This is a genomic window from Roseateles sp. P1_C6, assembly GCF_056406315.1.
Window position 1 is genome coordinate 279,593 of record NZ_JBFUAK010000004.1, and the last position, 25,598, is coordinate 305,190.

Consider the following 25,598-nt stretch of genomic DNA (forward strand, 5'->3'; position numbering starts at 1 on the left):
GCCGTGAATCCTTCGGCCCACATCGATACCTTCGCCAGAGACCATCTCCCGCCGCAGGATCAGTGGCCGGAGCTGGTGTTCGACCTGCCCGAGCTGCAGTTCGGCCCCCGACTGAACGCGGCGACCGAGCTGCTGGACCGCTGGGTGGCGCAGGGCCACGGCGACCGCCCCTGCGTGCAAGGCGCCGGCGTGCGCTGGACCTATGCCGAGCTGCAGGACCAGGCCAACCGCATTGCCAACGTGCTGGTCGAAGAGCTGGGCGTGCTGCCCGGCAACCGGGTCTTGCTGCGCGGCGCCAACACGCCGCAGCTGGCCGCCTGCTGGTTTGCCGTCATCAAGGCCGGCGCCATCGCGGTGGCGACGATGCCGCTGCTGCGCGCCGTCGAGCTGGGCAAGGTCATCGCGAAGGCCGAGGTCACGCACGCGCTGTGCGACGCGGCGCTGGCAGATGAACTGGCTGCGGCGCAGTTGCAGAACCCGGTGCTGCGCGGCATCTGCCACTTCCGCAGCCCCGAGCCCGATGGCCTGGAAGCCCGCGCGGCGCGGCAGCCGGCGGGGTTCGACACCGTCGACACGGCCAGCGATGACTGCGCGCTCATCGCGTTCACGTCCGGCACGACCGGCCAGCCCAAGGGCACGATGCATTTCCATCGCGACATCCTCGCGATCTGCCGCTGCTGGCCGCCGCACTGCCTGCGTGCGGATGACAGCGACGTCTTCATCGGCAGCCCGCCGCTGGCCTTCACCTTCGGGCTGGGCGGCCTGCTGCTGTTCCCGATGAGCGTGGGCGCGTCCACCGTGCTGCTGGAGGAGCCGGCGCCCGATGCGCTGCTGGCGGCCATCGCCGAGCACCGCGCGACCGTCTGCTTCACGGCGCCCACGTCCTACCGCGCGATGGCGCCGCTGGTCGGCAAGGTCGACGTCTCTTCCCTGCGCAAATGCGTCAGCGCTGGCGAGGCGCTGCCGGCGGCGACGCGCGCGCTGTGGAAGCAGGTCACCGGCATCGAGCTGATCGACGGCATCGGCGCGACCGAGCTGCTGCACATCTTCATCTCGCACACCGAAGAGACCGTCAAGCCCGGCGCCACCGGCAAGCCCGTGCCCGGCTACCAGGCCTGCATCCTCGACGACGGCGGCCAGCCGCTGCCGGCGGGCAAGGTCGGCCACCTGGCCATCAAGGGCCCGACCGGCTGCCGTTATCTGGCCGACGAGCGTCAGCATCAATACGTGCAGGACGGCTGGAACCTGACCGGCGACTCCTACCTCATCGACAGCGACGGCTACTACGTCTACCAGGCGCGCACCGACGACATGATCATCTCGGGCGGCTACAACATCGCCGGCCCCGAGGTCGAGGCCGCGCTGCTGAGCCACCCGGCCGTCGCCGAGTGCGCCGTCATCGGCGTGCCGGACGAGGAACGCGGCCAGCTCGTGAAGGCCTTCGTCGTGCTGCGTGCCGGCCATGAAGGCGACACGCGCGCGCTGCAGGAACACGTGAAGGCGACCATCGCGCCCTACAAATATCCGCGCGCCATCGAGTTCCGCACCCAGCTGCCGCGCACCGAAACCGGCAAGCTGCAGCGCTTCAAGCTCAGAGACACTGCCTGACCTTTTCCGTGGAGATCCCGCACATGAAGAAGACCCTGGTTGCCCTGGTTCTGGCCACGTCCCTGCTGCCTGCGGCCGAGGCGGCGGACAAGCTCAAGATCGGTTTCCTCAGCACGCTGTCCGGACCCGGCGCGGGCCTGGGCGTGGACATCCGCGACGGCTTTGCGCTGGGCCTGAAGCACAGCGGCGGCAAGTTCGGCGGCCTGCCCGTGGAGATGGTCACGGCCGACGACCAGCAGAACCCCGAGGTCGCCAAGCAGAGCGCCGAGCGCCTGATCAAGCGCGACAAGGTCGACTTCATGACCGGCATCGTCTTCTCCAACGTGATGCTGGCCGTGGGGCCGTCGGTGTTCGACGCCAAGATCCCCTACATCAGCGCCAACGCCGGCCCCTCGCAGTACGCCGGCGAGCAGTGCAACCCGTACTTCTTCAACGTCGCCTGGCAGAACGACAACCTGCACGAGGCCGTGGGCAGGACGGTGGCCGAGAAGGGGTTCAAGAAAGTGGTGCTGCTGGCGCCCAACTACCCGGGCGGCAAGGACGCGATGGCGGGCTTCAAGCGCTACTACAAGGGCGCGGTTGTGGAGGAGATCTACACCAAGCTGGGCCAGCTGGACTACGCGGCCGAGCTGGCGCAGGCGCGCGCGGCCAAGCCGGACGCGATGTACATCTTCCTGCCCGGTGGCATGGGCATCAACTTCATCAAGCAGTTCGTCGGCGCGGGGCTGTCCAAGGACGTGACGCTGTTTGGTCCGGGCTTCTCGGCCGACGAGGACGTCATCAAGGCCGTGGGCGAGCCCATGCTGGGCATGTTCAACAGCTCGCATTGGGCGCATGACATGGACAACGCGGCGAACAAGAAGTTCGTGGCCGACTTCGTGAAGGACTACGGGCGGCTGCCGTCGCTGTACGCGAGCCAGGGGTACGACGCGGCGCTGCTGATGAATGCGGCGGTGCGCGACGTGAAGGGGAAGGTGGAGGACAAGCCGGCCTTGCTGAAGGCGATCAAGGCGGCGAAGTTCGAATCGGTGCGGGGGCCGTTCAAGTTCAACCGCAACCAGTACCCGGTGCAGGACTACTACCTGCGCGTCATCACGAAGGATGGCCAGGGGCGGGTCACGAACCGGACCATGGGGAAGATCTTTACGCAGCATGAGGATGCTTACGTTGCTGCTTGCAAGATGAGTTGAGATGGGTCGAGTGATGCGGGGTGCCTTTGCGAAACGTGTAGCTCCTCGGTGCATTGCCGGGAGTCCGTCCCGGCGGCCGGGTAACTTTCTTCTGCGGGGCCAGAAGAAAGTCACCAAAGAAGAGGCCCTGAACCGCACACGAGCACCACAGGCCCTCGCTGCGCATGGCAACAGCAGCTCGGTGAGTGGGCAGACGCGACCCGCTGCGCTCTCGCTGCTGTCCTTGTCACCAGCTTCATTCATCGCATCACCTGCCCGCTTAACGCGCGGCTGCACGCCGTGCTCACGAGGAACACCAAAGACAGCGTCGCTCGGGCGACGCGATGGTGCGACGGTCCGTTGGGCCTTCGTAGGTTGGGGTGAGCACAGCGAACCCCAACACTGCGCCGCTCAATCCCTGCGGCGTCGCACCAGCGACGCGGTACCCCCTGGTGAGCCCGGCGTGCAGCCGGCGTTAACCGGCGTGAAGCGGCGATTTGTGGCCCTCGTCATAGGGACGGCAGCGAGAGCGAAGCGGTTCGCGTCTATGCGTCATGCCATCGAACGTTTTCGCGCGCCGCTCTCCGCGGCGACGCGACGGTGTGCGGTTCAGCGCCTCTTCTTTGGTGACTTTCTTCTGGCGCCGCAGAAGAAAGTTACCCCGCCGCCGGGCGGGACTCCCGGCATGGTGGCGCCAACCAAGTGCTGCCAATCAACCGAACCAACCCGCTGACATGGACTGGATCCTCATCACCGAGCAGCTCCTCAACGGGCTCCAATTCGGCCTGATGCTCTTCCTGCTCGCCGCCGGCCTCACGCTCGTGTTCGGCATCATGGACATGATCAACCTGGCCCATGGCTCGCTGTACATGGTCGGCGCCTACCTCGCTGCCGCCACGGCCGCAGCGACCGGCTCCTTCCTGCTGGCCGTGGTCGTCGCCATCGCCGGCACCGCCATCCTGGGCATGCTGCTCGAAGTGACGCTGCTCAGACGCCTCTACGCCCGCGACCACCTCAGCCAGGTCCTCGCCACCTTCGCCCTCATCCTGATGCTCAACGAGGGCGTGCGCATTCTCTGGGGCGACCAGCCGCTGATGCTCAACACGCCCGCCGCGCTGTCCGGCCCGGTCGAACTGCTGCCCGGCCTCATGTACCCCGCCTACCGCCTTCTCATCATCGGCGTGGGCCTGGCCGTTGCGCTGCTGCTGTGGGTGCTGGTGACGCGCACGCGCTACGGCGCCTGGGTACGGGCCGGCGCGTCCAACCGCCCGATGGCCACGGCCATGGGCGTCAACATCCGCGCGCTGTTCACGGCCGTGTTCGGCTTCGGCGCGGCGCTGTGCGCGCTGGCCGGCGCGCTGCTGGGGCCGTTGCTGGCCGTGCAGGTAGGCATGGGCGAGAGCATCCTCATCCTCGCCTTCGTCGTCATCGTCGTCGGCGGCATAGGCTCGGTGCGCGGGGCGTTGGTCGGCTCCCTGCTCGTGGGCCTGGTGGACACCGCCAGCCGCACGCTGCTGCCGGCCGCACTGCGCCAGTTGGCCTCGCAGGAGGTGGCGTCCAACCTGGGCCCGGCGCTGGCCTCCATCCTCATCTACGTGCTGATGGCCGCCATCCTGTTCTGGAAACCGCGTGGCCTCTTCCCCGCCCATGGCTGACCCGCGCCGCCTCCATCACCGCGGCCTCGGGGTCTGGACCTGGCCGTTGCTGGCCGCGCTCGCCGCATTGCCGCCGCTGCTGCAGGCCGTGGGCCTGGAGTTCTACACGGTGGTGGCGACGCGCGTCCTCATCTTCGCCATCGCTGCCTCCAGCCTCAACCTCATCCTCGGTTTTGGCGGCCTGGTCAGCTTTGGCCATGCGGCCTTCATCGGCCTGGGTGCGTACACGACAGGCGTGCTGATGGATGCCTGCATCACGTCGGCCTGGATCGCGTGGCCGGTTGCGATGGGCGTCAGCGCCCTGGCGGCCGCAGTGATAGGCGCGATCAGCCTGCGCACGCGCGGCGTGTACTTCATCATGATCACGCTGGCCTTCGCGCAGATGTTCTATTTCCTGGCCGTGTCGCTGAAGGCCTATGGCGGCGACGACGGCCTGCCGCTGGCGCAGCGTTCGGTGCTCGGTTTCGGTGTCGAACTGAGGGACGACGCCACCTTTTACTGGGTCGCGCTGCTGCTCTTCGCGGCTGTCATGGCCGGGATGCAGCGCCTGGTGAACTCGCCGTTCGGCTGGCTGCTGCAAGGCGCGCGTGAGAACGAGGTGCGTGTCGCCGCGGCGGGTGGCCGCGTGTTCGCGCTGCGCTGGCAGGCCTTCGTGCTGGCGGGCGCCGTTGCGGGCCTGGCGGGCGCGCTGCTGGCCAACCTGAACGGCCTGGTGTCGCCGCACCTGATGCATTGGTCCCAATCCGGCCAGTTGATGGTCATGGTCATCATCGGTGGCGCCGGTGCGCTGTGGGGTGGGCCACTGGGTGCGGCGGCGTTGCTGCTGCTGGAGGAGCTGTTGTCGGGCTACACGCTGCACTGGCAGCTGGGGCTGGGCGCCTTGCTGCTGCTGGTCGTGCTGTACGCACCGCGAGGCCTGGCGGGACTGGGCTGGAAGGGGCGCCGTGCTTGAGATCAGGCAGCTCGTGAAGCGCTTCGGTGCGCTGGCCGCGACGGATGGCGCGAGTTTTGACGTGAGGCCCGGCGAGCTGCATGCGCTGATCGGCCCGAACGGCGCGGGCAAGACGACGTTGATCCACCAGATCTCCGGCGCGCTGGTGCCCGACGCCGGCGCCATCGTCTTCGACGGCCAGGACGTCACGCGCCAAGGGATCGCGCACCGCGTGCAGGCCGGCCTGGTGCGCAGCTTCCAGATCACCAGCCTGTTCCAACCCTGCACGGTGCGCGACAACCTCGTGCTGGCAGTGCTGGCCCGCCGCGAAGGCGCGCCGCCGTGGTGGCGCAGCGCGCGGGCAGACGCGGCCGCGCACGCCGAGGCGGATGCGCTGCTGCAACGCGTCGGCTTGGCGGCCGTGGCGGACCGCGTCGCCGGCGAACTGGCCCACGGCGAGCAGCGCCAGCTCGAAGTGGGCCTGGCGCTGGCCGCCAGGCCACGCCTGCTGCTGCTGGACGAGCCGCTGGCCGGCATGGGGCCGGACGAATCGGCACGCATGGTCGAGCTGCTGCAGGCCCTGAAGGCCGAGGGCCTGACGCTGCTGCTCGTCGAGCACGACATGGACGCCGTGTTCCTGCTCGCTGATCGCATCTCGACGTTGGTGGGCGGCCGCGTCATCGCCAGCGATGTGCCACAGGTCATCCGCGACCACCCCGACGTGCGCCGCGCCTACCTGGGTGACGAGCTGGAGGCGGTGTCGTGACGGCGTTGCTGCACATCGAGAACCTGCAGGCCGGCTATGGCGCCAGCCAGGTGCTGTTCGGCATGGGCCTGACCATGCAGCCGGGCGAGGTCGCCACGCTGCTGGGCCGCAACGGCATGGGCAAGAGCACGCTGCTGCGCTGCCTGTGCGGCTGGCTGAAGCCCACGGGCGGCCGCATCCGCTTCTGCGGTGAGGACATCACCGGCTGGTCGGCGGACCGCATCGCGCGGCTGGGGCTGGCGCTGGTGCCCGAGGGGCGGCAGGTCTTCCCCAACCTGAACGTGCGCGAGCACCTGGACGCCTTCTCGGCCAACCGCAGCTGCGCGCGCGAGCCGTGGACCACGGCGCGCGTGTTCGAGCTGTTCCCACGTCTGGCCGAGCGTGCCGGCCATTCGGGCCAGCAACTGTCGGGCGGCGAGCAGCAGATGCTGGCCATCGGCCGGGCGCTGGTCACCAACCCTCGGCTGCTGGTGCTGGACGAGGCCACCGAAGGCCTGGCGCCCCTCGTGCGCGAGGAGATCTGGCGCTGCCTGGACCTGCTGCGCAGCGCGGGCCAGACCATCCTCGTCGTCGACAAGTACGTGCAGCGGCTGATCCGCCTGGCCGACCATCACACGCTGGTCGAGCGCGGCCAGGTCGCCTGGGCCGGCCCCTCGGCGGCGCTCGCAGCCGAGCCAGCCTTGTGGCACAAGCATCTGGGGGTGTGATGAAGCCCGCCGCTTTCATTCGCGAGCAGCTGGTGCGTTTCGGCCACTGCGACCCCGCGGGCATCGTTTATTACCCGCGCTACTTCGAGATGCTGAACGAGCTGATCGAGGACTGGTTCGCGCAGGCACTGGGCCTGCCGTTCGACGTGCTGATCGGCCAGCGCCAGGTCGGCATGCCGACGGCGCAGCTGGACACCCGCTTCCTGCGCGTCAGCCGCCACGGCGACCGGCTCACGCAGCGCATCCACATAGCCCGCCTGGGCGGCAGCTCGATCAAGCTGCACATCAGCTTCCTTGGCGACGACGGCCCGCGTGTCGAGTTCACGCAGGTGCTGGTCTGCACGTCACTCGCCACGCACAAGCCCCAGGCCTTCCCCGACGATCTGCGCGCCGCCTTGCAGCGCTCGCTCGCCGCACAACAGGAGACACCACCATGAACAACAACGCCAAGCAGATCCTCCAACCCGCGGGCTGGGTGCAACCGCGCGGCTATGCCAACGGCGTGGCGGCCAGTGGGCGGCAGGTGTTCGTCGCCGGCCAGATCGGCTGGAACGAGCGCTGCGAGTTCGACAGCGACGACTTCATCGCCCAGGTGCGCCAGACGCTGCTCAACGTCCGCGCCGTGCTGGCCGAGGCGCAGGCTGCGCCCGAGCACATCGTGCGCATGACCTGGTACCTCATCGACAAGCGCGAGTACATCGCCCGCGGCCGTGAGGTGGGCCAGGCCTACCGCGAGGTGCTGGGCCGCGACTACGGCATCGCCATGAGCGCCGTGCAGGTGTCGGCGCTGATGGAGGACCGGGCCAAGGTCGAGATCGAGGTCACGGCCGTCGTGCCGGCGTGACTCACTTGCGGCCGCGCAGCGGCAGCCGCCACAGCTCGTAGCGCTCCTGGCCCGCAGCCACGCGGCCGGCGAAGTGGTCGTTCAGCGCGCTGGCGGTGAAGACGAGATCGCCGTTCGGCAGCAGCGCCGGGGTGTCGGGCCAGTGCACGCCGTCGCTGGCGCCCGCCAGCGTGAAGCGGCCGGTGCGCGGGTCATAGCGCGTGATGCCATTGCGCGTCACGTCGGTGATGTAGACCGCACCATCGGCGGCGACGACCAGGCCGTCGGTGTTGCCACCCACGTCGCCCAGCTCGCGCACGGCGCCAGCCAGTTGGGCGTCGCTCGCCTTCGCGTCGCGCAGCAGCGCGGTGGGCAACGAGAACAGGTGCGTGCCGGTCGTGACGGCCCAGTACAGCGTGGCGCCGGCGGGCGACAGGCCGATGCCGTTCACGCCCAGCGTCAGCGGGTTGCCGGGCCACACCTCGGCGCCGTGCGACACGACCTTTGCACCGGGCTCGGGCAGCACGCTGGCGTGGCGGTGCAGCACGCGGCGCGCGTCGCCTGAAGCGAAGTCCAGCAAGATCAGCCCGGCCTGGTTGTCCGGCGCGCTGCGCAGGCCGCTGTCGGAGATGAAGGCCACGCGGCGGCGCTCGTCCACGGCGATGTCGTTCAGGAAGCTGCCGCGCCGGTCGGCCACGCCGTCCAGCGGCAGCGCCTTTACCAGCTTGCCCGTCGCCAGCGCGAACACCAGCACCTTCTGCGCACCGGCCGGTGCCTCGGCCTCGCCGGCGACAAAGCCCTGGTCCAGCGCCCACAACCAGCCGTTGCGGCGGTCGATGTGAAAGCCCAGCACGCTGCGCAGGTGCGTGGCGGGGTCGGCTGCCGGGTCGTTGGCGGCGGCAGTCGGGAAGGCGGTGAGGCGCGCCGGGCCGTCGGCGACGGTGGTGTCCAGCCGGCTCAGCGTGGCCGGCGTGTTCGCGGCCAGCACGCGCGGCGTGCTGACGTAGGCATGGCCCTTCGCGTCGAAATGCAGGCCGGCGATGGGCGACTTGGCCGAGTCGGCATACGGCGCGGGCGCCGTCCACGTCACGCCGTCGTAGCTGCGCCAGAGTTCCAGCGAGGTGTCGGCAAAGGCGATGTGCGTCGGCGCAAGGGCCAGCAGCAGGGAAGCGATCTTCATGGCGATGTCCTTGTGAGGTGTATCAGTGGGCGAGCGGGCGGGTGCCGCCCAACATGCGGGCCGGCCGGCCTTCGCGGCGGTCCAGCACGCCGCTCCAGGTCGTGAGCGCCAGCGCGACGAGCACGACCAGCGCGCCTATCCACGGCGTGTGTTGCAGGCCGATGTGCGTAACGATCAGCCCGCCCGCCCAGGCCGCGAACGCGATGCCCAGGTTGAACGCGGCGATGTTCAGCCCCGAAACCACGTCCACCGCCTGCGGCGTGAAGCGCTCGGCCTGGCGAACGACGTACAGCTGCAGCCCCGGCACGTTGCCGAACGCGACCGCACCCCACAGCAGCACGGTGGCCAGCGCCGCCACCTTGACGTGGATGGTGAAGGTCAGCACGAACAGCACGGCAGCGAGCAGCGCGAAGATCAGCTGCAGCGCGGGGATGGGGCCCTTGCGGTCAGCCAGCTTGCCGCCCCAGATGTTGCCCACCGCGACGGACACGCCGTACACCAGCATCACCAGCCCCACCGAGCCGGCGCTGAAGCCCGCCACGTCCTGCAGCAGCGGCGCCAGGAAGGTGAACGGGATGAAGGTGCCGCCGTAGCCGATGGCCGTCTTGGCGTAGACCAGCAGCAGCCGCGGCTGCGCCAGCACGCCGGCCTGCTGCGCCAGCGTGGCCGGTGGCGTACCGCGCAGGCCGCGCGGCACGGCCACCAGGCTCGCGACAAAGGCGATGGCGCCCAGCAGCGCGACGGCCAGGAAGGTGGCGCGCCAGCCGAAGTGCTGGCCGATGAACGTCCCCAGCGGCACGCCGGTGACCAGCGCCACCGTCAGCCCCGTGAACATGATGGCGATGGCGCTGGCGGCCTTTTCCTTGGGCACCAGGCTGGTGGCCAGCGCGGAGCCGATGGAGAAGAACACGCCGTGCGCCAGCCCCGTCAGCACGCGGGCGGCCACGAGGGCCTCGTAGCTGGGTGCCTGCCAGGCCAGCAGGTTGCCGGCGGTGAACACCGCCATCAGCGCCAGCAGCAGCGCCTTGCGCGGCAGCCGGCCGGTCAGCGCCGTCAGCACCGGCGCGCCGATGGCCACGCCCAGCGCGTACAGGCTGACCAGCAGGCCGGCGGACGGCAGCGTGATGCCGAGATCGGCCGCGACCGTGGGGATGAGGCCAACGATGACGAACTCGGTCGTCCCGATGGCGAAGGCGCTGATCGTCAGCGCAAGGAGGGCAAGAGGCATGGTGGATTCCCACAAACTGCGAAGGCCCGCAGTGTGTGGATTTCATTCATGCCGAAAAAGCCGGTATCGAGCAGAATATTCTTGATTCGGAATCAATAATGAAAACCAGCCTCGACGAACTGCTCGCGTTCTCGACCGTCATCGACACCGGCTCCATCACGGCCGCGGCCGAGCAGCTGGGGCAGACGGTGTCGGGTGTCAGCCGTGCCTTGGGCCGGCTGGAAGAGAAGCTGGGCACCACGCTGCTGACGCGCACCACGCGCCGGTTGGAGCTGACGCCCGAGGGCCAGCTGTTCCTGGCCAGTGCGCGCGGCATCCTCGCGTCGGTCGAGGCCGCCGAGGAGCAGATGGCCGTGTGCCGCCAAAAGCCCGCCGGGCGCCTGCGCGTGAACGCGGCCTCGCCCTTCATGCTGCACGTCATCGTGCCGCTGGTGAGCGACTTCCGCCGCCAGTTTCCCGACATCGAGCTGGAGCTGAACAGCAACGAGGACATCATCGACCTCATCGAACAGCGCACCGACGTGGCCATCCGCATCGGCACGCTGCGCGATTCGACGCTGCATGCGCGGCCCCTGGGAAGCCACCGGCTGCGTGTGCTGGCCAGCCCGGCCTACCTGGAGCGCGCAGGCCGGCCGCGCAGCGTGGCGGGTCTGAGCGCGCACAGCTGCATCGGCTTCACGCAGCCCGAGAGCTTGAACCAGTGGCCGCTGAGGAGTGCGGCGGGGGAAAGGTACGAGATCACGCCGGCCATGCGCGCCTCCAGTGGCGAGACGGTGCGGCAGCTGGCGCTAGTGGGCGCGGGCATCGCCTGTTTGGCGGACTTCATGACGGCCGAGGATCGCCAGCGCGGCGACCTTGTGCAGATACTGGCCAAGGACACCGTGGAAGTCCGCCAGCCGGTGCATGCGGTGTATTACCGAAACACGGAGCTGGCGTTGAGGATTCGCTGCTTTCTGGACTACTTGGCAGCGCGACTAGGGGATCTGGCCTAAGCCGCCTGCCGTAGTCACGCCGGCAGATACCCAGCCAAGAAGAGATCCATGCCGCGCCTCTTGTCGCTGCCGCCAAGAGATACGCCTCTATCGGGCGCAGTTTGCGGACCCGGGTTCATACGGGCCTTTGATGCCCGCATTCCAGCTGCTGCCCTTCAGCGAAAACGGCGATGAAAGCCATGCCCTCTGAAGGAAACACTGACAACCCATCCTCGTCATCCCACAGTTCGAATTGGGCCTCCTCGCTGGCGACGTCGGCGTGCAACACGAAAGTCTGCTCTGGAAGCATCCAATAGTCCGCGCCCTCAGGTTCGACAAAGAGCGGACGAGGGCTCGCTTTCCTATTCGTAATGGACATGGTTCGCTTCATGAGACGTGACCTAAGCCAACACCACTTCAATCCCCCGTCCCCGCAACTGATCCACGATCGCCTGATCCGCCCCGCTGTCGGTGATCAGCATGTCCAGCTGCTCCACCGGCGCGATGACGGAGAGGTTGCGCTTCATCAGCTTGGACGCGTCCGCCACGGCGACGACCTGGCGGCTGATCTTCATCATCTGGGCGTTGAGCTGCGCCTCCAGCAGGTGGGGCGTCATCAGGCCGATGTCGGGGTCGAGGCTGTCGACGCCGAGGAAGAGGCGGTCGGCATACAGGCCCTGCAGCGCGGCCACGGCCTGGGGGCCGGACAGCGAGTACGAGTTGGGGCGCAGCTGGCCGCCCGGCATGATGAGGTTGACGTGCGGCACGGTGGCCAGCAGCGCCGCGATGTTCAGCGCGTTGGTGATGACGTTCAGCGAGTTCAGCCGCAGGCCGCGGATCTGCTTGGCGATCTCTTCCGTCGTGGAGCCCGAGTCGAGCAGGATGGTCTCGCCGTCGCGGATCAGCTTGGCGGCTTCGGCGGCGATGCGCGCCTTCTGCTCGTGGCGCAGCTTCTGCTTCACGCCGATGGGCACTTCCTCGGTGTCGCGCTGAGCCAGCGCGCCGCCGTGGGTGCGCAACACGGCGCCGGTGGAGGCGAGCGAATTCAGGTCGCTGCGGATGGTGACGACGGAGGTGCCGAAGCGCTCGGCCAGTTCGTCCACCGTCACGCGGCCCTGGCTCTGCACCAGCTCGCGGATCAGCCGGCGCCGCTCGTCGATGAGCAGCGGGCTTTCGGTTTTCGCGGGCAGGGAGAGGGAGGCAGGCATGCGGGGAGCGAAACGTCGAAGGGTGAAGCCGACTTTCGAATGATATGGCCGGCTCAGGCCTGCAGCCTGGCGAGCGCCTCGGCCGACAGGGGCCGGCCGGCCAGGCGTGCGGCATACAAGGCCGCCCCCAGCTCGGGGCCGAAGCGCGGCGTCTTCAGCGTGGCACCCGGCAGTCGGCGGGCCAGCGCCGCCTGCAGCGGGCCCAGCACCAGCTCGCCGGCCGCGAACACGCCGCCGGAATACGACACGGGCACCGCCTGGATGCCCGCCACGCCCAGGCTGCGCGCCACGCCGGCGGCCAGCGCGGCCAGCTCGTCACCGGCGCGCACGAGCAACTGGCGCGCCTGCACGTCACCGGCCTGGGCGGCGGCCGTCGCCAGGCGAGCGATCTGGGCCAGCTCGCTGCGCGCGGCGCTGCCGTTGATCTCGCCGCACAGGTCCAGGTCGTGGGTCAACTCGAAGTGCTCACGCACCAGGCCCAGCAGCGGGCCGGGCTCGGCGCGGCAGTCGGCCATGCGCGAGAACAGCGCCAGCACCTCGCGCGCCAACCAGTGGGCCGAGCCCTCGTCGCCGAACACCTCGCCCCAGCCACCGCAGCGCGCGCCGCGGCCCATCCACTCGCCGTAGGCGATGGAGCCGGTGCCGGCAACCAGGCTGATGCCATCCGCGCCGGCCAGGGAGCCGGCCCAGCTGCAGACCATGTCGTTGCCGATGCGGTGGCGCGGCAGCAGATCGGCCAGCAGCGCGTCGAACGAGGCCAGCAGCTCGCTGTCCTCGCCGTGGGCGGGCAGGCCGGCAAAGGTGTAGGCGATGTCGCCTGCCATGACGCCGGCTTGCCGTAGGGTTGTCTGCACGCCGTCGCGCAGCAGCGCACGCAGTGCGTCGAAGCCGATCTCGATGTAGTAGCTCGTCGTCGACTCGTGGCGCGCGAGCAGGCGGCCGCCTTCGTCCACGAGGACGAAGGCGGTCTTGGTGCCGCCGCCGTCGATGCCGAGGAAAAGGCCGCTCATTTGTTTTGCTGCGCGTCGGGGTTCACGGGATGGATGGTGACACCGCTGACGACCCGGGTCACGGTGCCCGAGGCGCTGGGGTTGTCCGGCGTGATGCCGAGCTGCAGCGACGCGAGCAGGGCCAGGCATTGCGCGAACACCAGCGCCACGGGCGCGAGCGCGAGGTCCGGCGCGGACGCGGACAGCGACAGGTGGACGTCATCGGCATGCGGAGCCTCGACACCGTTCAGTGCATGGGTCCGCAGCGCCAGCACGCGGGCCGGCCCTTGCTGGCGCAGCTCGCGCAGCAGGTCGAGGTCGTACTGGCGCGTGTAGGGGTCGTTGGACAGGATGATGACGACCAGCGTGTGGTCGTTCAGGATGGTCTTGGGCCCGTGGCGGAATCCGAGCGTCGAGTCGGCCATCGCGACGAGCTTGCCGTCGGTCAGCTCCAGCATCTTCAGCGCGGCTTCGCGGGCCAGCCCCAGCAGCGTGTTGCTGCCGAGGAAGACGACGCGTTCAAACGGCTTCTCGGTCAGCGTGTAAAGGCGGTCTGTTTCGCCTTCGGCCAGCGCCTGCGCAGCGCGGGCCAGCTCGGTCACCGGCGCTAGAGGCAGGCCGAACGCCCAGGCGGCGGCCAGCAGCATGCCGCTGAAGCTGGACGTCATTGCAAACGCGCGGTCATTCGTCTCGTCGGGCAGCAGCAGCACCTGGGCGCCCGTCTGGCCGGCCATGCGGCGGTTCAACGTGCCGTCGACCGCGCAGGTGATGACGAGGTGGTGGCAAGTCTTGACGAAGCGGTCGGCCAGCTCCACGGCGGCCAGGCTCTCGGGGCTGTTGCCGGAGCGGGCGAAGGAGACGAGCAGCGTCGGCACCTCGGGCTGCAGGCACTGCTCGGGGCTGGAGACGATGTCGGTCGTCGCCACCGCCTCGACGCGGATGCCGGGGCGCTGGCCCAGCAGGCGCAGCAGGGCCGGTGCCAGGCATTGGCCGATGAAGGACGAGCTGCCGGCACCGGTCAGCACGATGCGCAGGTTGGGCAGCGCCAGCAGCGGGTTCAGGAAGGCGTCGAGCGACGGGCGCTCGGCCTGCAGTTGCTCGTAGACCGTCTGCCAGACGGCGGGCTGATGGGCGATCTCGCGGGCCGTGTGCGCGGCGCCGCGGTGGTCGAGGTCGGTGGGGTCGAGGTGGAGCAAGGTCATGTGGAGATCAATCAAGCTGCGCAAGCGTGGAGGTAGGGACGGAGCGCTTGAACGGTCCCGTCGCGCAGCAAGGCGTCGGTGCGGGAAGTGATGCGGCCTTCGCGCACGGCCTCGTACTGGCGTGGCAGGTACTGGCTGAGCAGCGTCAGCGGCGGCGGCGCGGCGTCCAGGCGGGCCAGCATGGTCCGGCAGGCCTCGCGCACCGCGGGGTGGGCCCAGTAGTAGCGGATGCGGTCGCTCAGGCTGTAGGCCAGGTCCACGTGCAGCCGTGCCGGGTCCTGGTAATAGCCGCGCCAGTGCTCGGGCTCGGCGCGCATGACGCCCAGCACGGTGTCGACCAGGCCTTCGCCGTCGCCCACCCATTCGCGCTCCACGGCGGCCAGCGCCCACAGCGTCTCGCGCAGCGCAAAGGTCACGCCGGGGCCGACCTTCAGGATGGCGAAGTGGTCGCGCGCCAGCTGGGCCAGGTGCTCGGGCGTCTGGTAGTCGGTCGAGTGGGCCTCGAAGACAAGGCCGGGTTGCGCCGCGATGAAGGCGCTCAGGGCTTGAGCCTTCTCGGGCCGGTAGTCGATGACCTTGTGGTGGTCGAACTCGACGCCGGGCTGCACGACCATCGCGACGACGCGCTCCCAGGCCGCCTCCAGGCCGGCGCGGGCAAAGGCGTGGCGATGCAGCTCCAGCGTGGACGAGGCGGCCTCGGGCGAGGTCACGGCCAGCTCGCCGAGGTCTTCATGCGCGCCGCCGGGCACGGGTACCTCGGTGCCGATGACGTAGACGGGCGGGTCGCCGCGGTCGGCGCTCGCAGCCCAGGCCTGCTCGGCCGCATGGCACAGGCGCACGGCGCGCGCAGCGATCTCGGGCTCGGGCAGCGGCACCGGGTCGCCGGCGCAGGACATGGAGCAGTCGAGGTGGATCTTGCGGAAGCCCGCCGCCACGTACTGCGCCACCATCACCTCGGCCTTGGCCATCGCGGCCTCGGCCGGCAGCTTGCGCCAGGCGTTGGGGCCGAGGTGGTCGCCGCCCAGCAGCAACAGCTCCGGCGCCAGGCCTTCGGCTTCTGCCATGCCTTGCACGTAGCGGCGAAAGTCCAGCGGCGTCATGCCGGTGTAGCCGCCGTCCTGGTTGACCTGGTTGGACGTGGCCTCGATGAGCGCCGGGCGGCCTTGCGCGGCGCATTCGCGCAGCGTGGCGGCAATGACGACGGGGTGGGCGGAACAGACCGAGGGAATGCCGACGGCGGCTGAGCCGTGGGCGGCTTGCTTGTGGCGGCGCACGAGGTCGAGCATGAGCTTCATGCGGCGTCTCCTTGAACGGGTTGAGAAGAGGAGGAAGGGGTTTCGGGCTGCAGCGCCAGCAGCAGCGCGGCGAGCAGGGCCAGCGCGATGCCGGCCAGCTTGGCGCCGCTGGGCGCGGTGCCGCTGACGGCCATGGACAGCACTGCCGTCAGCAGCGGGCCGCCGGCGTTGACCAGCGGCGCGACGACCATGGCCTTGCCGTAGCGGAAGGCGTAGACCAGCGTCAGCGCGCCGACGGCGTTCAACACCTGGATGACCGCCGCGAGGCCTGGGCCCTGCCAGCCCCAGTTGATGGGCTGGGAGAAGTCCGTCATCCACAGCGCTGCGGGCACGCAGGCCAGCGCACCGACGGCCATGTAGAAAAAGATGCTCTCGGCGCTGGTGCCCGCGGTGGCCAGCTTGATGAAGTAGGCCTGCAGGCCCCAGGCGACGAGCACGGCCAGCGCCAGAACGAACCACAGGCCGATGGCCTGGCCGCCCTGGCCCAGTTGCAGGTCGAACAGCGGCAGCGAGCACAGCGCCAGCGCGATGCCGGCCATGCCCAGGCGCCCGGTGCGCTCGCCCAGCAGGCCGAACGACAGCGCGATGGTCAGCGCCGGCGACAGCGAGACGATGGGGAAGATCAGGTAGGCCGGGCCGGACTGCACGGCGCGGAACAGCAGCATCTGGCCGCCGGCGCCCAGCAGGCCCACGGCCAGGCCCAGCACGACGGAGCGGCGGTCGCGGTCCAGGCGCCAGCCGGCGCGGGCCAGCACGATGACGGCGGGCACCGCCATCGTCAGCGCCCAGACGGCGTAGATCAGCGTGTCCGGAAAGCCGTGCTCGGCCGGCAGGCCGGTGAAGGCGCCCCACACCCCCCACAGCAGGGTTGTGATCAGCGTGTACGTGAGCCAGTTGCTCTGCATCGGGTGTCTTTCGGGTGGACAGAAGGCGTCATTGCGACTTTCGAGCGAAAGCATAAACGAACAAAAACGAAAACACAACGGCGAAAGCCCTTTCGTATGCCAAATCCCCAAGTTGGGGGATCGATTCCCATATAGCTCACGCCGTCCTCTCTCTGTCAGCGGGGCGGAAGCCTTTCGTGGCATGATGCAACGAAAGCATTTGGCATCGGTGAAAACTCTATACGAAATCAAACGAAAGAATTCGTAGACTTGCGGCAAGCCGGTTCGGGGCATTCCAGAGCCGGCACAACGCACCGGGGGAGAGCTGCCCCGGCAACAACAAGCCGATTTGCTTCCCGCTGCCCTGACGGCGGCGGGCGCGACATAAAAGGAACCGTTCGATGAGTCCTCGACTGCAACCCCGTTTTGCCCTGCACCCGCTGACGGTGGCTGGCCTGCTGACCGTGGCCGCCGCTGGCGCCGCGGTACCGGCGTTCGCCCAGGAGGCTGCGGCCAAGGGAGAGGCCGACACGCTGGAGCGCGTGGAAGTCACCGGCACCCGCGCCAGCCTGCAGAAGTCGCTGGCGCTCAAGCGCAACGCCGCCGGCGTGCAGGACAGCATCAGCGCGACCGAGCTGGGCCGCTTCCCCGACAACAACGTGGCCGATTCGCTGAGCCACATCACCGGCGTGTCGATCTCGCGCACGGCAGGCGGTGAAGGCCAGAAGGTCAGCATCCGCGGCCTGGGCCCCGAGTACACGATCACGACCTTCAACAACCGCCTGCTGGGCACGGACAGCGCCGGCCGCTACTTCGCCTATGACGTGCTGCCCGCCGACGTCATCAACGGCGCCGACGTCGTCAAGTCCGCCCAGGCGTCCCTCATCGAAGGCGCCATCGGCGGTCTGGTGAACCTGCGCTCCGCCAGCCCGTTCGACCAGAAGGGCCAGCGCGGCCTGCTGCGCCTGGAGGCCGACCGCAACCAGATGAGCAGCCTCAACGGCACCAAGCTGTCAGGCACCTACAGCAACACCTTCGGCAACGAGGTGGGCGTGCTGCTGGGCGTCGTGTATGCGAAGCGCGATGTGCGGACCGACACGGCCGGCAACGACGGCGGCTGGAGCAGGAACCCGGCGCCGAACAAGCCGGAGCTCTTCTGGCCCTGGGGCAACACCTGGGGTGGCGCCATCGACCCCAACAACAACGGCGTGCTCGATCCGGAGGAGGAAGGCCTGATCGGCCCGGGCCAGTTCCGCTTTGGCTCCATCATGGAGAAGAAGGAGCGCCTGGCGGTGTCGGGCAAGATCGAGTGGCGGCCGACCAGCAACGTGAAGGTCATCGTCGACGGCTTCAAGACGCGGCTGGACTCGCCGCAGGTGGGCTACCAGCTGTCGTTCTACCCGCTGTACGCACCCGGCAAGAAGGCGACCGAGCCGGGCGAGCAGGACCTGCCCAGCCGTTGGTCCAACATCAAGATCAACAACGGCGTCGTCACCGACCTGACGCTGGACAACCCGGCCGCCGACATGCGGCTCAACCCCGAACTGTTGAACAAGACCGAGTACCGCGTGGTGGACACCGCGCTGTACGGCGCGAATGCGGAATGGAAGCTCTCGCCGAGCCTGACGCTGACGGGCGACATCTACGAGTCCACCTCCAAGCGCCACTCCGGCGGCAACGACAGCTACGTCGTGCTGCGCATGAACCAGCCCAACGTGACGCGCATCCAGCTGACCGGCTCGGCCGTGCCCGACGTGAAGACCACGTTCGCCGACGGCCGCGATCTGCAGACCGGCCTGGCGCAGGGCCTGTTCAAGGCCAGCGACTTCAACACCCACTACTACAGCCGCGCCGGCGACAACATCGACGACAAGATCAACGGCGCCACGGCCAACCTTGACTGGAAGCTGGACCGGTTCTACATCGACCAGCTGAAGTTCGGCCTGAGCCAGACCAACCGCAAGAAGTCGCGGGACATGATCAACAACGCCTTCAATGCCGGCGCTGACCACTACTCCGGGAACTACGCGATCAACGTCGGCACGCTGGGCGGCAACGTCATCAACCAGACGTTCAGCCCCGACGGTTTCCTGAGCGGCGTCAGCGGCAACTTCCCGCGCAGCTTCCTGGGCTTTGACGTCAACAACTACGCCGAGGCCTTGAAGGCCTACGACGGCAAGCCCCGCCCCGGTGGCGGCGTCTACAGCTCCACAGCTTCCGGGCCGGCCTGGAACCCGCTGGAAAGCTACCGCGTCTCGGAGAAGACGACGGCCGCCTTCGTGCAGGCTGACCTGGCGGGTGACGGCTGGAACGCGGACGTCGGCGTGCGCTTCGTCAGGACCAAGACCTCCTCGCAGGCCTGGGACGCCAAGCTCACCGACATCATCGAGAACGGTGCCTTCAACTACACCGCCGTCTACGCGACACCGACCACCCTGCAGCAGGAGGCCAGCTACAACTTCGCGCTGCCGACGGTCAACTTCACCTGGCTGTTCACCGACGCGCTGCAACTGCGCCTGGGTGCGGCCAAGACCATGGCCCGGCCGTCGGTCGACAAGCTAGCGCCGTCGAGCACGACGGCCAGCATCTCCTGGGGCGACTTCACGCAGATCTACAGCGGCAACGCCGAGCTCAAGCCCTACAGCGCCCGCCAGTACGACGCCTCGCTGGAGTGGTACTACAGCAAGGACTCGGCGCTGACCTTCGCCGTCTACCAGAAGAACATCAAGAACCAGATCACCAACCTCTGGCTGGCGGGCCAGGACATCGGTGCGCCGGGCGGCCGGCTGTTCAATGTGCAGCGGCCCGTGAACGGCGACAAGGCCACGGCACGCGGCTTCGAAGTCGGCTTCCAGCACCTGTTCAACAACGGCTTTGGCGTGCGGGCGCAGTACACGCGCAACAAGTCGCGCGCCTGGGTGGGCGGCGAGGAGCGCGCGCTGGAGGGCATCGCGCCGGCAACCGCATCGCTGGGCGTGGTCTACGAGAACGGCCCGTGGAGCATGAGTGCCACGGCCGATCACACCGACGCCTTTGTCACCGCCACCAACGTGCTGGGCGCCAACTTCAACGAGACGGCCAATGCCACGACCTGGGTGACGGCCCAGGTGGCCTACGAAGTGAACAAGTGGCTGCGCATCAGCCTCGAAGGCAACAACCTGACGGATGCGGTGCAGGCGCCCAAGCTGGGCAACGGCAGCATCAGCCTGCCGAACGGCTATTACCGCTATGGCCGCGCCTTCACCCTTGGCGCTTCCATCAAGTTCTGATGCGACACCTTGTCTCCTCCGTTGCCGCCCTGCTTGCCGGGGTGGCTTTTTTCTCCGCGCAGGCTGCCGAGCCCAAGCCCTACACGATGGCCGACTACGGCCGCGTCGTGAAGATCGACACCCACCTGCACCTGCACAACCCAGACCCGGCCTTCATGGCCGCGGCCAAGCGCCAGAACTTCAAGGTGCTGACGATCAACGTCGACTACCCGGACTTCCCGCCGCTGGACGATCAGCAGCGCGTGGCGATCCAACTGCAGACGGCGTTTCCGCAGGACGTGGCCTGGGCGGCCAGCTTCTCGGTGGAGGGCTCCGACCAACCCGCCTGGCTGCCCGCCACGCGCCAGCGCATCGACGCGGCGTTGAAAGCCGGCGCCGTCGGCGTGAAGGTGTGGAAGAACATCGGCATGAGCCTGCGCGGTGCCGACAACAAGCTGGTGATGATCGACGACGCCCGCTTCGCGCCGCTGTTTGATGACTTCGCCAAGCGTGGCATCCCGCTGCTGGGCCACCAGGGCGAGCCGCACAACTGCTGGCTGCCGCTGGAGAAGATGACGGTCAACAATGACCGTGAGTACTACAAGGCCCACCCGCAGTACCACATGCACCAGCACCCCGAGATGCCCAGCTGGGAAGCCCAGATGGCCGCGCGCGACCGCATGGTGGCCGCGCACCCGGGGCTGCACTTCATCGGCGTGCACCTGGCGTCGCAGGAGCGTGACGTGGACGAGCTGGCTGTCTTCCTCGACAAGTTCCCCAACGCCGTCGTGGACGTCGCCGCGCGCATCGGCCAACTGCAGTACCAGAGCCAGAAGGACCGCGAGCGCGTGCGCCGCTTCTTCATCAAGTACCAGGACCGCATCCTCTACGGCAGCGACATGTCGCAGACGCCCGACCAGGACGGCGCCGCGCTGGGCCGCGAGGCCGAGGGCGTGTGGCGCATGCACTGGCGCTACTTCAACACCGCCGACAGCTTCAAGGTGGCCGACCTGGACCAGCCCGTGAAGGGCCTGGCACTGCCGCGCGCCGTGGTGGACAAGCTGTACCGCACGAATGCCGAGCGCGCCTTCCCCGGCGCCTGGGGCGGCAAGCAATGAAGGCACGGCGTGCTTTCCTGCAGTGGCTGGGCGCCGCGCCGCTGGCCACGCAGCTGCCGCTCGCCGCCCACGCCGCCGAAGGCAAGGGCCATGTGCGCGTGCAGGACGCCGCGCTGTCGCTGCAGTTCGACGATCAACTGCGTTGCCGCGTCGTCAGCTTGCTGGGCAAGCAGCCCGCCACGCTGACCGGCTTTGATGCGAGCGAGCACCTGGTCGTGAAGGGCAAGCCGCTGAGCCGTTTCACGCTGCAGCAGGCCGACCCGGGCAAGGCCACCACGCCCTTCGGCGCGGGCCAGACACTGCGCCTCGTCGGCCGCTCGGCCGATGGCATCGAGAAGCGAGTCACCGTCACGCTGCTGGACGAACACCCCGGCGTCGCGCTGCTGGACGTGGCCTACGTCAACACCGGCGCCAAACCCATCGCCATCGACGCCTGGGTCAATGCCGCCCACCGCCTGGCCGCCGCGCCGCGCCATGCGGGCGGCTGGTGGACGTATTCCGGCGCCAGCCATGCCGACCGGCGCGACTGGGTGCAGCCCGTCAAGCGTGGCTTCGAACAGCGCAACTTCATGGGCATGAACGCGTCCGACTACGGCGGGGGCACGCCCGTCGTGGATGTATGGCGGCGCGATGTGGGCCTCGCCGTCGGCCACCTGGCCCTTCAACCGCAGCTGGTGGCGCTGCCCGTGAAGGCCATCGGTGATGCCGTCGAGGTCTCGCTGCGCGGTGACGCGCCGCAGACCCTGGCGCCGGGCCAGACGCTCACCACGCCGCTCAGCTTCATCGTCGTGCACCGCGGCGACTTCTTCGTGCCGCTGGACCGCTACCGCCGCCTGATGGCCGCGCAGGGCCTGACCGCACCCGAGCCGCCTGTGAGCGCCTACGAGCCGCAGTGGTGCGCCTGGGGTTACGAGCGCGACTTCTCGCTGGACTTCGTGCGCGCCACGCTGCCCAAGGTGCAGGCCGTGGGGTTCAAGTGGGCGGTTCTCGACGACGGCTGGCAGGTCAGGACCGGCGACTGGACGCCCGACCTCGCCAAGTTCCCCAAGGGAGGCGCCGACATGAAGGCGCTCGTGGCCGACATCCACGCCCGCGGCATGAAGGCACGCCTCTGGATCGCGCCGCTGGCCGTCGCGCCCGGCAGCGACGAGCTGCACGAGCACACCGACCTGCTGCTGCTGGACAAGGACGGCGCGGTGCAGAACGTGACGTGGTGGAACAGCTTCTACCTGTGCCCGGCCTACGAGAAGACGCAGGCGCGACTGGCCGCGACCGTCCAGATGATCATCGGCGACTGGGGCTTCGACGGCCTCAAGGTCGACGGCCAGCACCTCAATGGCGTGGCGTCGTGCTTCAACCCCAGGCACAAGCATGCGCGGCCGGAGGAGTCGGTCGAAGCCGTCTCGGCCTTCTACAAGGTCATGCACGACACGGCCCACGCGGCCAACCCGGAAGCCGTCGTCGAGGTCTGCCCCTGCGGCACCAGCTACGCCTTCCACAACATGCCCTTCATGGACCAGGCGCCCGCGTCGGACCCGCTGTCCAGCTGGCAGGTGCGCCACAAGGGCAAGACGCTGAAGGCGCTGATGGGCCCCTGGTCGGCCTACGCCGGCGACCACGTGGAGCTGAGCACCGGCGGGCAGGACTTCGCCTCCAGCGTAGGCATCGGCGCGGTCGTCGCCAGCAAGTTCACCTGGCCGGTGGACCCCAAGCCCAAGGACAGCTTCCTGCTGACGCCCGAGCGCGAGGCGCACTGGCGCCAGTGGGTCGATCTCTACAACCGCCAACGGCTGGCCGAAGGCCGCTACCGCGGCGAGCTGTACGACCTGGGTTTCGACAAGCCCGAGGCGCATGTCGTCGAGCAGGGTGGGGCGCTGCATTACGCTTTCTATGCGGAGCGCTGGGACGGCCCGGTCACGCTGCATGGTCTTAGCAGTGGCCGCTGGACGTTGCGCGATTCGCTGACGGGCAAGGCGCTTGGCGTGGTGAGCGCCGACAAGCCCACGCTGCCCGTCCGCTTCGCGCACAGCCTGCTGATCGAGGCACGGCCTGAGGCGTCTGACACACTGCCCGTCGCCTTCGCCGGCAAAGTCACGCAGGTCGCCGCCGACGGCTTCCCGCTCGCGTCGCAGTGGGCCGGCGCGCCCACCACCTTTTTCCGCCACGACTGGCAGGGCAAGGCACTGGCCGGCCCGCAGTCCACCCGCGTGCAGCTGCTGCGGTCGCCAAGCCAGCTCTACCTGCGTTTCATCTGCAAGTTCGACGCGCTCAGCACGTTTGATCGTGCAGGCTCGGCGACCGACATCTGGCCGCTGTGGGAGCGCGACGTCGTCGAGGTCTTCCTGCAGGCGCCGGACCGCGCGGGGCTCAAGAGCTACCGCGAGGTGGAGGTCTCGCCCAACGGCCTGCTGCTGGAGATCGCCGTCGAGGCATCGGGCAAGAAGCGCGTCGTTGGCGAGAGCCGCGCCAAGGCGCAGATCGACGCCAGGCATAAGGTCTGGACGGCCGAGCTGGCCGTGCCCATGCGAAGTGCGGGCGGGGCGGACGAGGGCTGGCGCCTGAACCTGTTCCGCGTGGAAGGGCAGGGCGCAGGCCGCGTCTATTCCGCGTGGAGCCCGACGAACACCGCGACTCCCGACTTCCACGTGCCGGCCGCCTTCGGCCGCCTGATGAACGACGCCGCATGAAGCTGCTTGCCCTCGCCCTCGCTACGACGCTGACCACCGCGTACGCCCAGCAGCCGCTGGCGCCCACCGGTCGCTGGCAACACCAGCCGGTCGGCAGCGCGCCCACGCCGCCCATGGGTTGGTCCAGTTGGAACGCCTTCCGCGTCGACATCACCGAGCAGAAGGTGCTGGGCTCGGCCCAGGTCATCGTCGACTCGGGCCTGGCCGCCGCCGGCTACCGCAGCATCAATGTGGACGACGGCTGGTGGCTGAAGCGCCGCACGTCCGACGGCCGCCTGCAGGTGCGCACGGGCCTGTTCCCCAGCGCCGCCACGGGTGGCGAGAAGGGCAGCTCTTTGCGCCCCTTCACCGACAAGATCCACGCGATGGGCCTGAAGGCCGGCATCTACACCGACATCGGCCGCAATGCCTGCTCGCAGGCCTATGACGCCGACAGCCCCAACCTGCCCGAAGGCACGCACGCCGAGCGCGAGGTGGGGCTGATGGGCTTCATGAAGCAGGACGTGGCCCTCTTCTTCGGCGAGTGGAACTTCGACTATCTGAAGGTGGATGGCTGCGGTTTGTCCTCCTATGGCCGCGACCGGCCCCATGTCGCGTCGGGCCAGTACCGCGAGTACAAACCCACCATCGTCGAAGGCAGCATCAACCAGTCCGACGTCGAAGGCACCAAGGTGCTCTACGCCGGCCTGAAGCAGGCGCTGCACGACGTGCGGCCACGCGGTGACTACGTGTTGTCGGTCTGCCTGTGGGGCACCGTCAATGTGCGCAGCTGGGGCCAGGACCACGGCACGATGTGGCGCAGCAGCCGCGACATCGCGAACAGCTTCTCGCAGATGGTGCACAACTTCGACACCGTGGCCACGCGCGAGTTCTACGCCGGCCCCGGCCGTTGGAACGACCCCGACATGCTGGAGATCGGCAACGGCGATTTCGATGGCAGCCACCTGCTGGAAGCTCGCACGCACATGGGCCTGTGGGCCATCGTCGCGGCGCCGCTGATGATCGGCACGGACCTGTCGAAAGCCTCGCCTGCGCTGATCGACGTGCTGAAGGCGCCCGAGGTCGTCGCCATCAACCAGGACCCGGCTGGCCACCAGGGCGTCATCGCCTATGCCGACAGCGACCGGCAGATTCTCGTGAAGACCTTGGTCGATGGCCGCAAGGCGGTGCTGCTGTTCAACCGCACGGGTGCTGCCGCCAAGTTCACGCTGACCGCCGAGCACCTGAAGATGGACGCGAGCGCGCCCATCGCGCTGCGCGACGCCTGGGCGCGCGCCGACGCCGGCACGTTCACCGGCAAGCGCGAGTTCGAGCTGCAGCCGCGCGAGGCGCTGCTGTTCACCGCCACCGGCAAGCACCTGCTGCCGCGCGGCTACTACGTGTCCGAGCGGCCCGGCAACGTCTACGTGGCGCGCGACGGCATCCGCGCGCTGGAGCAGGACCCGGTCGTCTACCGCGCGCTGGCGTCGTGGTCCACCACCGACAACGGCGGCACCCGCCCGGCTTACGCCGGCTGGGGCGGGCCGCGCGCCGATTCGACGCCCTACGACCAGGCATTGAGCGTGCAGCGCCAGGCCTTCCGCCATGGCATTGGCGTGCTCGCCGACTCGCGCCTGCAGGTGCAGGTGCCCACCGGTTCGCAGCGCTTCATCGCCCGCGTGGGCGTGGACGACTCGACGCGCGGCAGGACCGCCGGCGTCAGCTTCGAGGTCTGGGGCGATGGTCGCCGCCTCGCGACCACCGCAGCCATGAAATTCAACCAACCGGCGCGCGAACTCAGCGCCGACCTGCGCGGCGTGAAGCTGATCGAGCTGATCGCGCGCCAGCACGGGACCGACACCACGGGTCCCCTCGTCGTGACCTGGGGCGAAGCTCACATCGAGTAGCTCCCCACCACGCGTCTCTCTCCCATCGTCCTTTGGCACCGGT

Annotated in this window: 21 protein-coding genes; 13 read left to right on the forward strand and 8 right to left on the reverse strand. The window is 68.9% G+C overall.

Translation table 11 applies throughout. From position 1 onward, the window contains the following. The first annotated feature begins 3 nt into the window (after window positions 1–3). From AC1D29_RS10010 to AC1D29_RS10045, 8 genes are all read left to right on the forward strand, one after another. On the forward strand, window positions 4–1,608 hold the full coding sequence (locus AC1D29_RS10010; protein WP_477896745.1) for a benzoate-CoA ligase family protein: 1,605 nt from the start codon (window positions 4–6) through the stop codon (window positions 1,606–1,608). Between the two features lie 23 nt (window positions 1,609–1,631). After that, the gene (locus tag AC1D29_RS10015; RefSeq protein ID WP_477896747.1) at window positions 1,632–2,798 is read left to right on the forward strand and encodes an ABC transporter substrate-binding protein; all 1,167 of its coding nucleotides are present in this window, start codon (window positions 1,632–1,634) and stop codon (window positions 2,796–2,798) included. Window positions 2,799–3,511: 713 nt separating this feature from the next. Continuing rightward, window positions 3,512–4,432 carry a branched-chain amino acid ABC transporter permease gene (locus AC1D29_RS10020; protein WP_477896749.1) on the forward strand — a complete coding sequence of 307 codons (921 nt, stop codon included), beginning with the start codon at window positions 3,512–3,514 and terminating at the stop codon, window positions 4,430–4,432. Then, window positions 4,425–5,384 (forward strand): branched-chain amino acid ABC transporter permease, encoded by a 960-nt coding sequence (locus AC1D29_RS10025; RefSeq protein WP_477896751.1) that lies wholly within the window; start codon window positions 4,425–4,427, stop codon window positions 5,382–5,384. The genes AC1D29_RS10020 and AC1D29_RS10025 overlap by 8 nt, the downstream gene beginning before the upstream one ends. Continuing rightward, complete coding sequence (locus AC1D29_RS10030) at window positions 5,377–6,129, forward strand: ABC transporter ATP-binding protein (RefSeq protein WP_477896753.1); 753 nt, start codon at window positions 5,377–5,379, stop codon at window positions 6,127–6,129. The genes AC1D29_RS10025 and AC1D29_RS10030 overlap by 8 nt, the downstream gene beginning before the upstream one ends. 5 nt (window positions 6,130–6,134) lie before the next feature. After that, window positions 6,135–6,836 (forward strand): ABC transporter ATP-binding protein, encoded by a 702-nt coding sequence (locus AC1D29_RS10035; RefSeq protein WP_477897310.1) that lies wholly within the window; start codon window positions 6,135–6,137, stop codon window positions 6,834–6,836. Next, complete coding sequence (locus tag AC1D29_RS10040; RefSeq protein ID WP_477896755.1) at window positions 6,836–7,273, forward strand: acyl-CoA thioesterase; 438 nt, start codon at window positions 6,836–6,838, stop codon at window positions 7,271–7,273. The genes AC1D29_RS10035 and AC1D29_RS10040 overlap by 1 nt, the downstream gene beginning before the upstream one ends. Further along, window positions 7,270–7,680, forward strand: coding sequence for a RidA family protein (locus AC1D29_RS10045; protein ID WP_477896757.1), 411 nt, complete (start codon window positions 7,270–7,272; stop codon window positions 7,678–7,680). The genes AC1D29_RS10040 and AC1D29_RS10045 overlap by 4 nt, the downstream gene beginning before the upstream one ends. Before the next feature lies 1 nt (window position 7,681). Here the strand turns inward: AC1D29_RS10045 and AC1D29_RS10050 are convergent, their stop codons facing one another. Both AC1D29_RS10050 and AC1D29_RS10055 read right to left on the reverse strand, forming a co-directional pair. After that, window positions 7,682–8,839, reverse strand: a complete 1,158-nt coding sequence (locus tag AC1D29_RS10050) for an L-dopachrome tautomerase-related protein (protein ID WP_477896759.1) — start codon at window positions 8,837–8,839, stop codon at window positions 7,682–7,684. A gap of 22 nt (window positions 8,840–8,861) precedes the next feature. Further along, window positions 8,862–10,067 (reverse strand): MFS transporter, encoded by a 1,206-nt coding sequence (locus AC1D29_RS10055; protein WP_477896761.1) that lies wholly within the window; start codon window positions 10,065–10,067, stop codon window positions 8,862–8,864. A 98-nt stretch (window positions 10,068–10,165) separates the two neighbouring features. Between AC1D29_RS10055 and AC1D29_RS10060 the strand changes: the two genes are divergently transcribed. Next, window positions 10,166–11,059, forward strand: a complete 894-nt coding sequence (locus AC1D29_RS10060; RefSeq protein WP_477896763.1) for a LysR substrate-binding domain-containing protein — start codon at window positions 10,166–10,168, stop codon at window positions 11,057–11,059. A gap of 115 nt (window positions 11,060–11,174) precedes the next feature. On the opposite strand, the gene AC1D29_RS10065 is transcribed toward AC1D29_RS10060, so the two are convergent. From AC1D29_RS10065 to AC1D29_RS10090, 6 genes are read right to left on the reverse strand one after another with little or no spacing between them, the layout of a single operon-like run. After that, window positions 11,175–11,417, reverse strand: coding sequence for a hypothetical protein (locus tag AC1D29_RS10065; protein ID WP_477896765.1), 243 nt, complete (start codon window positions 11,415–11,417; stop codon window positions 11,175–11,177). A gap of 22 nt (window positions 11,418–11,439) precedes the next feature. After that, the gene (locus tag AC1D29_RS10070) at window positions 11,440–12,246 is read right to left on the reverse strand and encodes a DeoR/GlpR family DNA-binding transcription regulator (RefSeq protein ID WP_477896767.1); all 807 of its coding nucleotides are present in this window, start codon (window positions 12,244–12,246) and stop codon (window positions 11,440–11,442) included. A gap of 53 nt (window positions 12,247–12,299) precedes the next feature. Next, a complete protein-coding gene (locus AC1D29_RS10075; RefSeq protein ID WP_477896769.1) occupies window positions 12,300–13,256 on the reverse strand; it encodes an N-acetylglucosamine kinase in 957 nt (318 codons plus the stop codon). After that, window positions 13,253–14,437 (reverse strand): SIS domain-containing protein, encoded by a 1,185-nt coding sequence (locus tag AC1D29_RS10080; protein WP_477896771.1) that lies wholly within the window; start codon window positions 14,435–14,437, stop codon window positions 13,253–13,255. The genes AC1D29_RS10075 and AC1D29_RS10080 overlap by 4 nt, the downstream gene beginning before the upstream one ends. Before the next feature lie 11 nt (window positions 14,438–14,448). Then, window positions 14,449–15,732: a D-tagatose-bisphosphate aldolase, class II, non-catalytic subunit gene (locus AC1D29_RS10085; protein ID WP_477896773.1), complete on the reverse strand. Its 1,284-nt coding sequence runs from the start codon at window positions 15,730–15,732 to the stop codon at window positions 14,449–14,451. Continuing rightward, window positions 15,729–16,637, reverse strand: a complete 909-nt coding sequence (locus tag AC1D29_RS10090) for an EamA family transporter (protein ID WP_477896775.1) — start codon at window positions 16,635–16,637, stop codon at window positions 15,729–15,731. The genes AC1D29_RS10085 and AC1D29_RS10090 overlap by 4 nt, the downstream gene beginning before the upstream one ends. A gap of 380 nt (window positions 16,638–17,017) precedes the next feature. Between AC1D29_RS10090 and AC1D29_RS10095 the strand changes: the two genes are divergently transcribed. From AC1D29_RS10095 to AC1D29_RS10110, 4 genes are read left to right on the forward strand one after another with little or no spacing between them, the layout of a single operon-like run. Then, on the forward strand, window positions 17,018–19,885 hold the full coding sequence (locus AC1D29_RS10095; protein WP_477896777.1) for a TonB-dependent receptor: 2,868 nt from the start codon (window positions 17,018–17,020) through the stop codon (window positions 19,883–19,885). After that, window positions 19,885–20,982 carry an amidohydrolase family protein gene (locus AC1D29_RS10100; RefSeq protein WP_477896779.1) on the forward strand — a complete coding sequence of 366 codons (1,098 nt, stop codon included), beginning with the start codon at window positions 19,885–19,887 and terminating at the stop codon, window positions 20,980–20,982. Before AC1D29_RS10095 ends, AC1D29_RS10100 begins: the two co-directional genes overlap by 1 nt. After that, the gene (locus AC1D29_RS10105; protein WP_477896781.1) at window positions 20,979–23,669 is read left to right on the forward strand and encodes an alpha-galactosidase; all 2,691 of its coding nucleotides are present in this window, start codon (window positions 20,979–20,981) and stop codon (window positions 23,667–23,669) included. Before AC1D29_RS10100 ends, AC1D29_RS10105 begins: the two co-directional genes overlap by 4 nt. Further along, window positions 23,666–25,555: an NPCBM/NEW2 domain-containing protein gene (locus AC1D29_RS10110; RefSeq protein ID WP_477896783.1), complete on the forward strand. Its 1,890-nt coding sequence runs from the start codon at window positions 23,666–23,668 to the stop codon at window positions 25,553–25,555. Before AC1D29_RS10105 ends, AC1D29_RS10110 begins: the two co-directional genes overlap by 4 nt. Window positions 25,556–25,598: the final 43 nt, after the last annotated feature.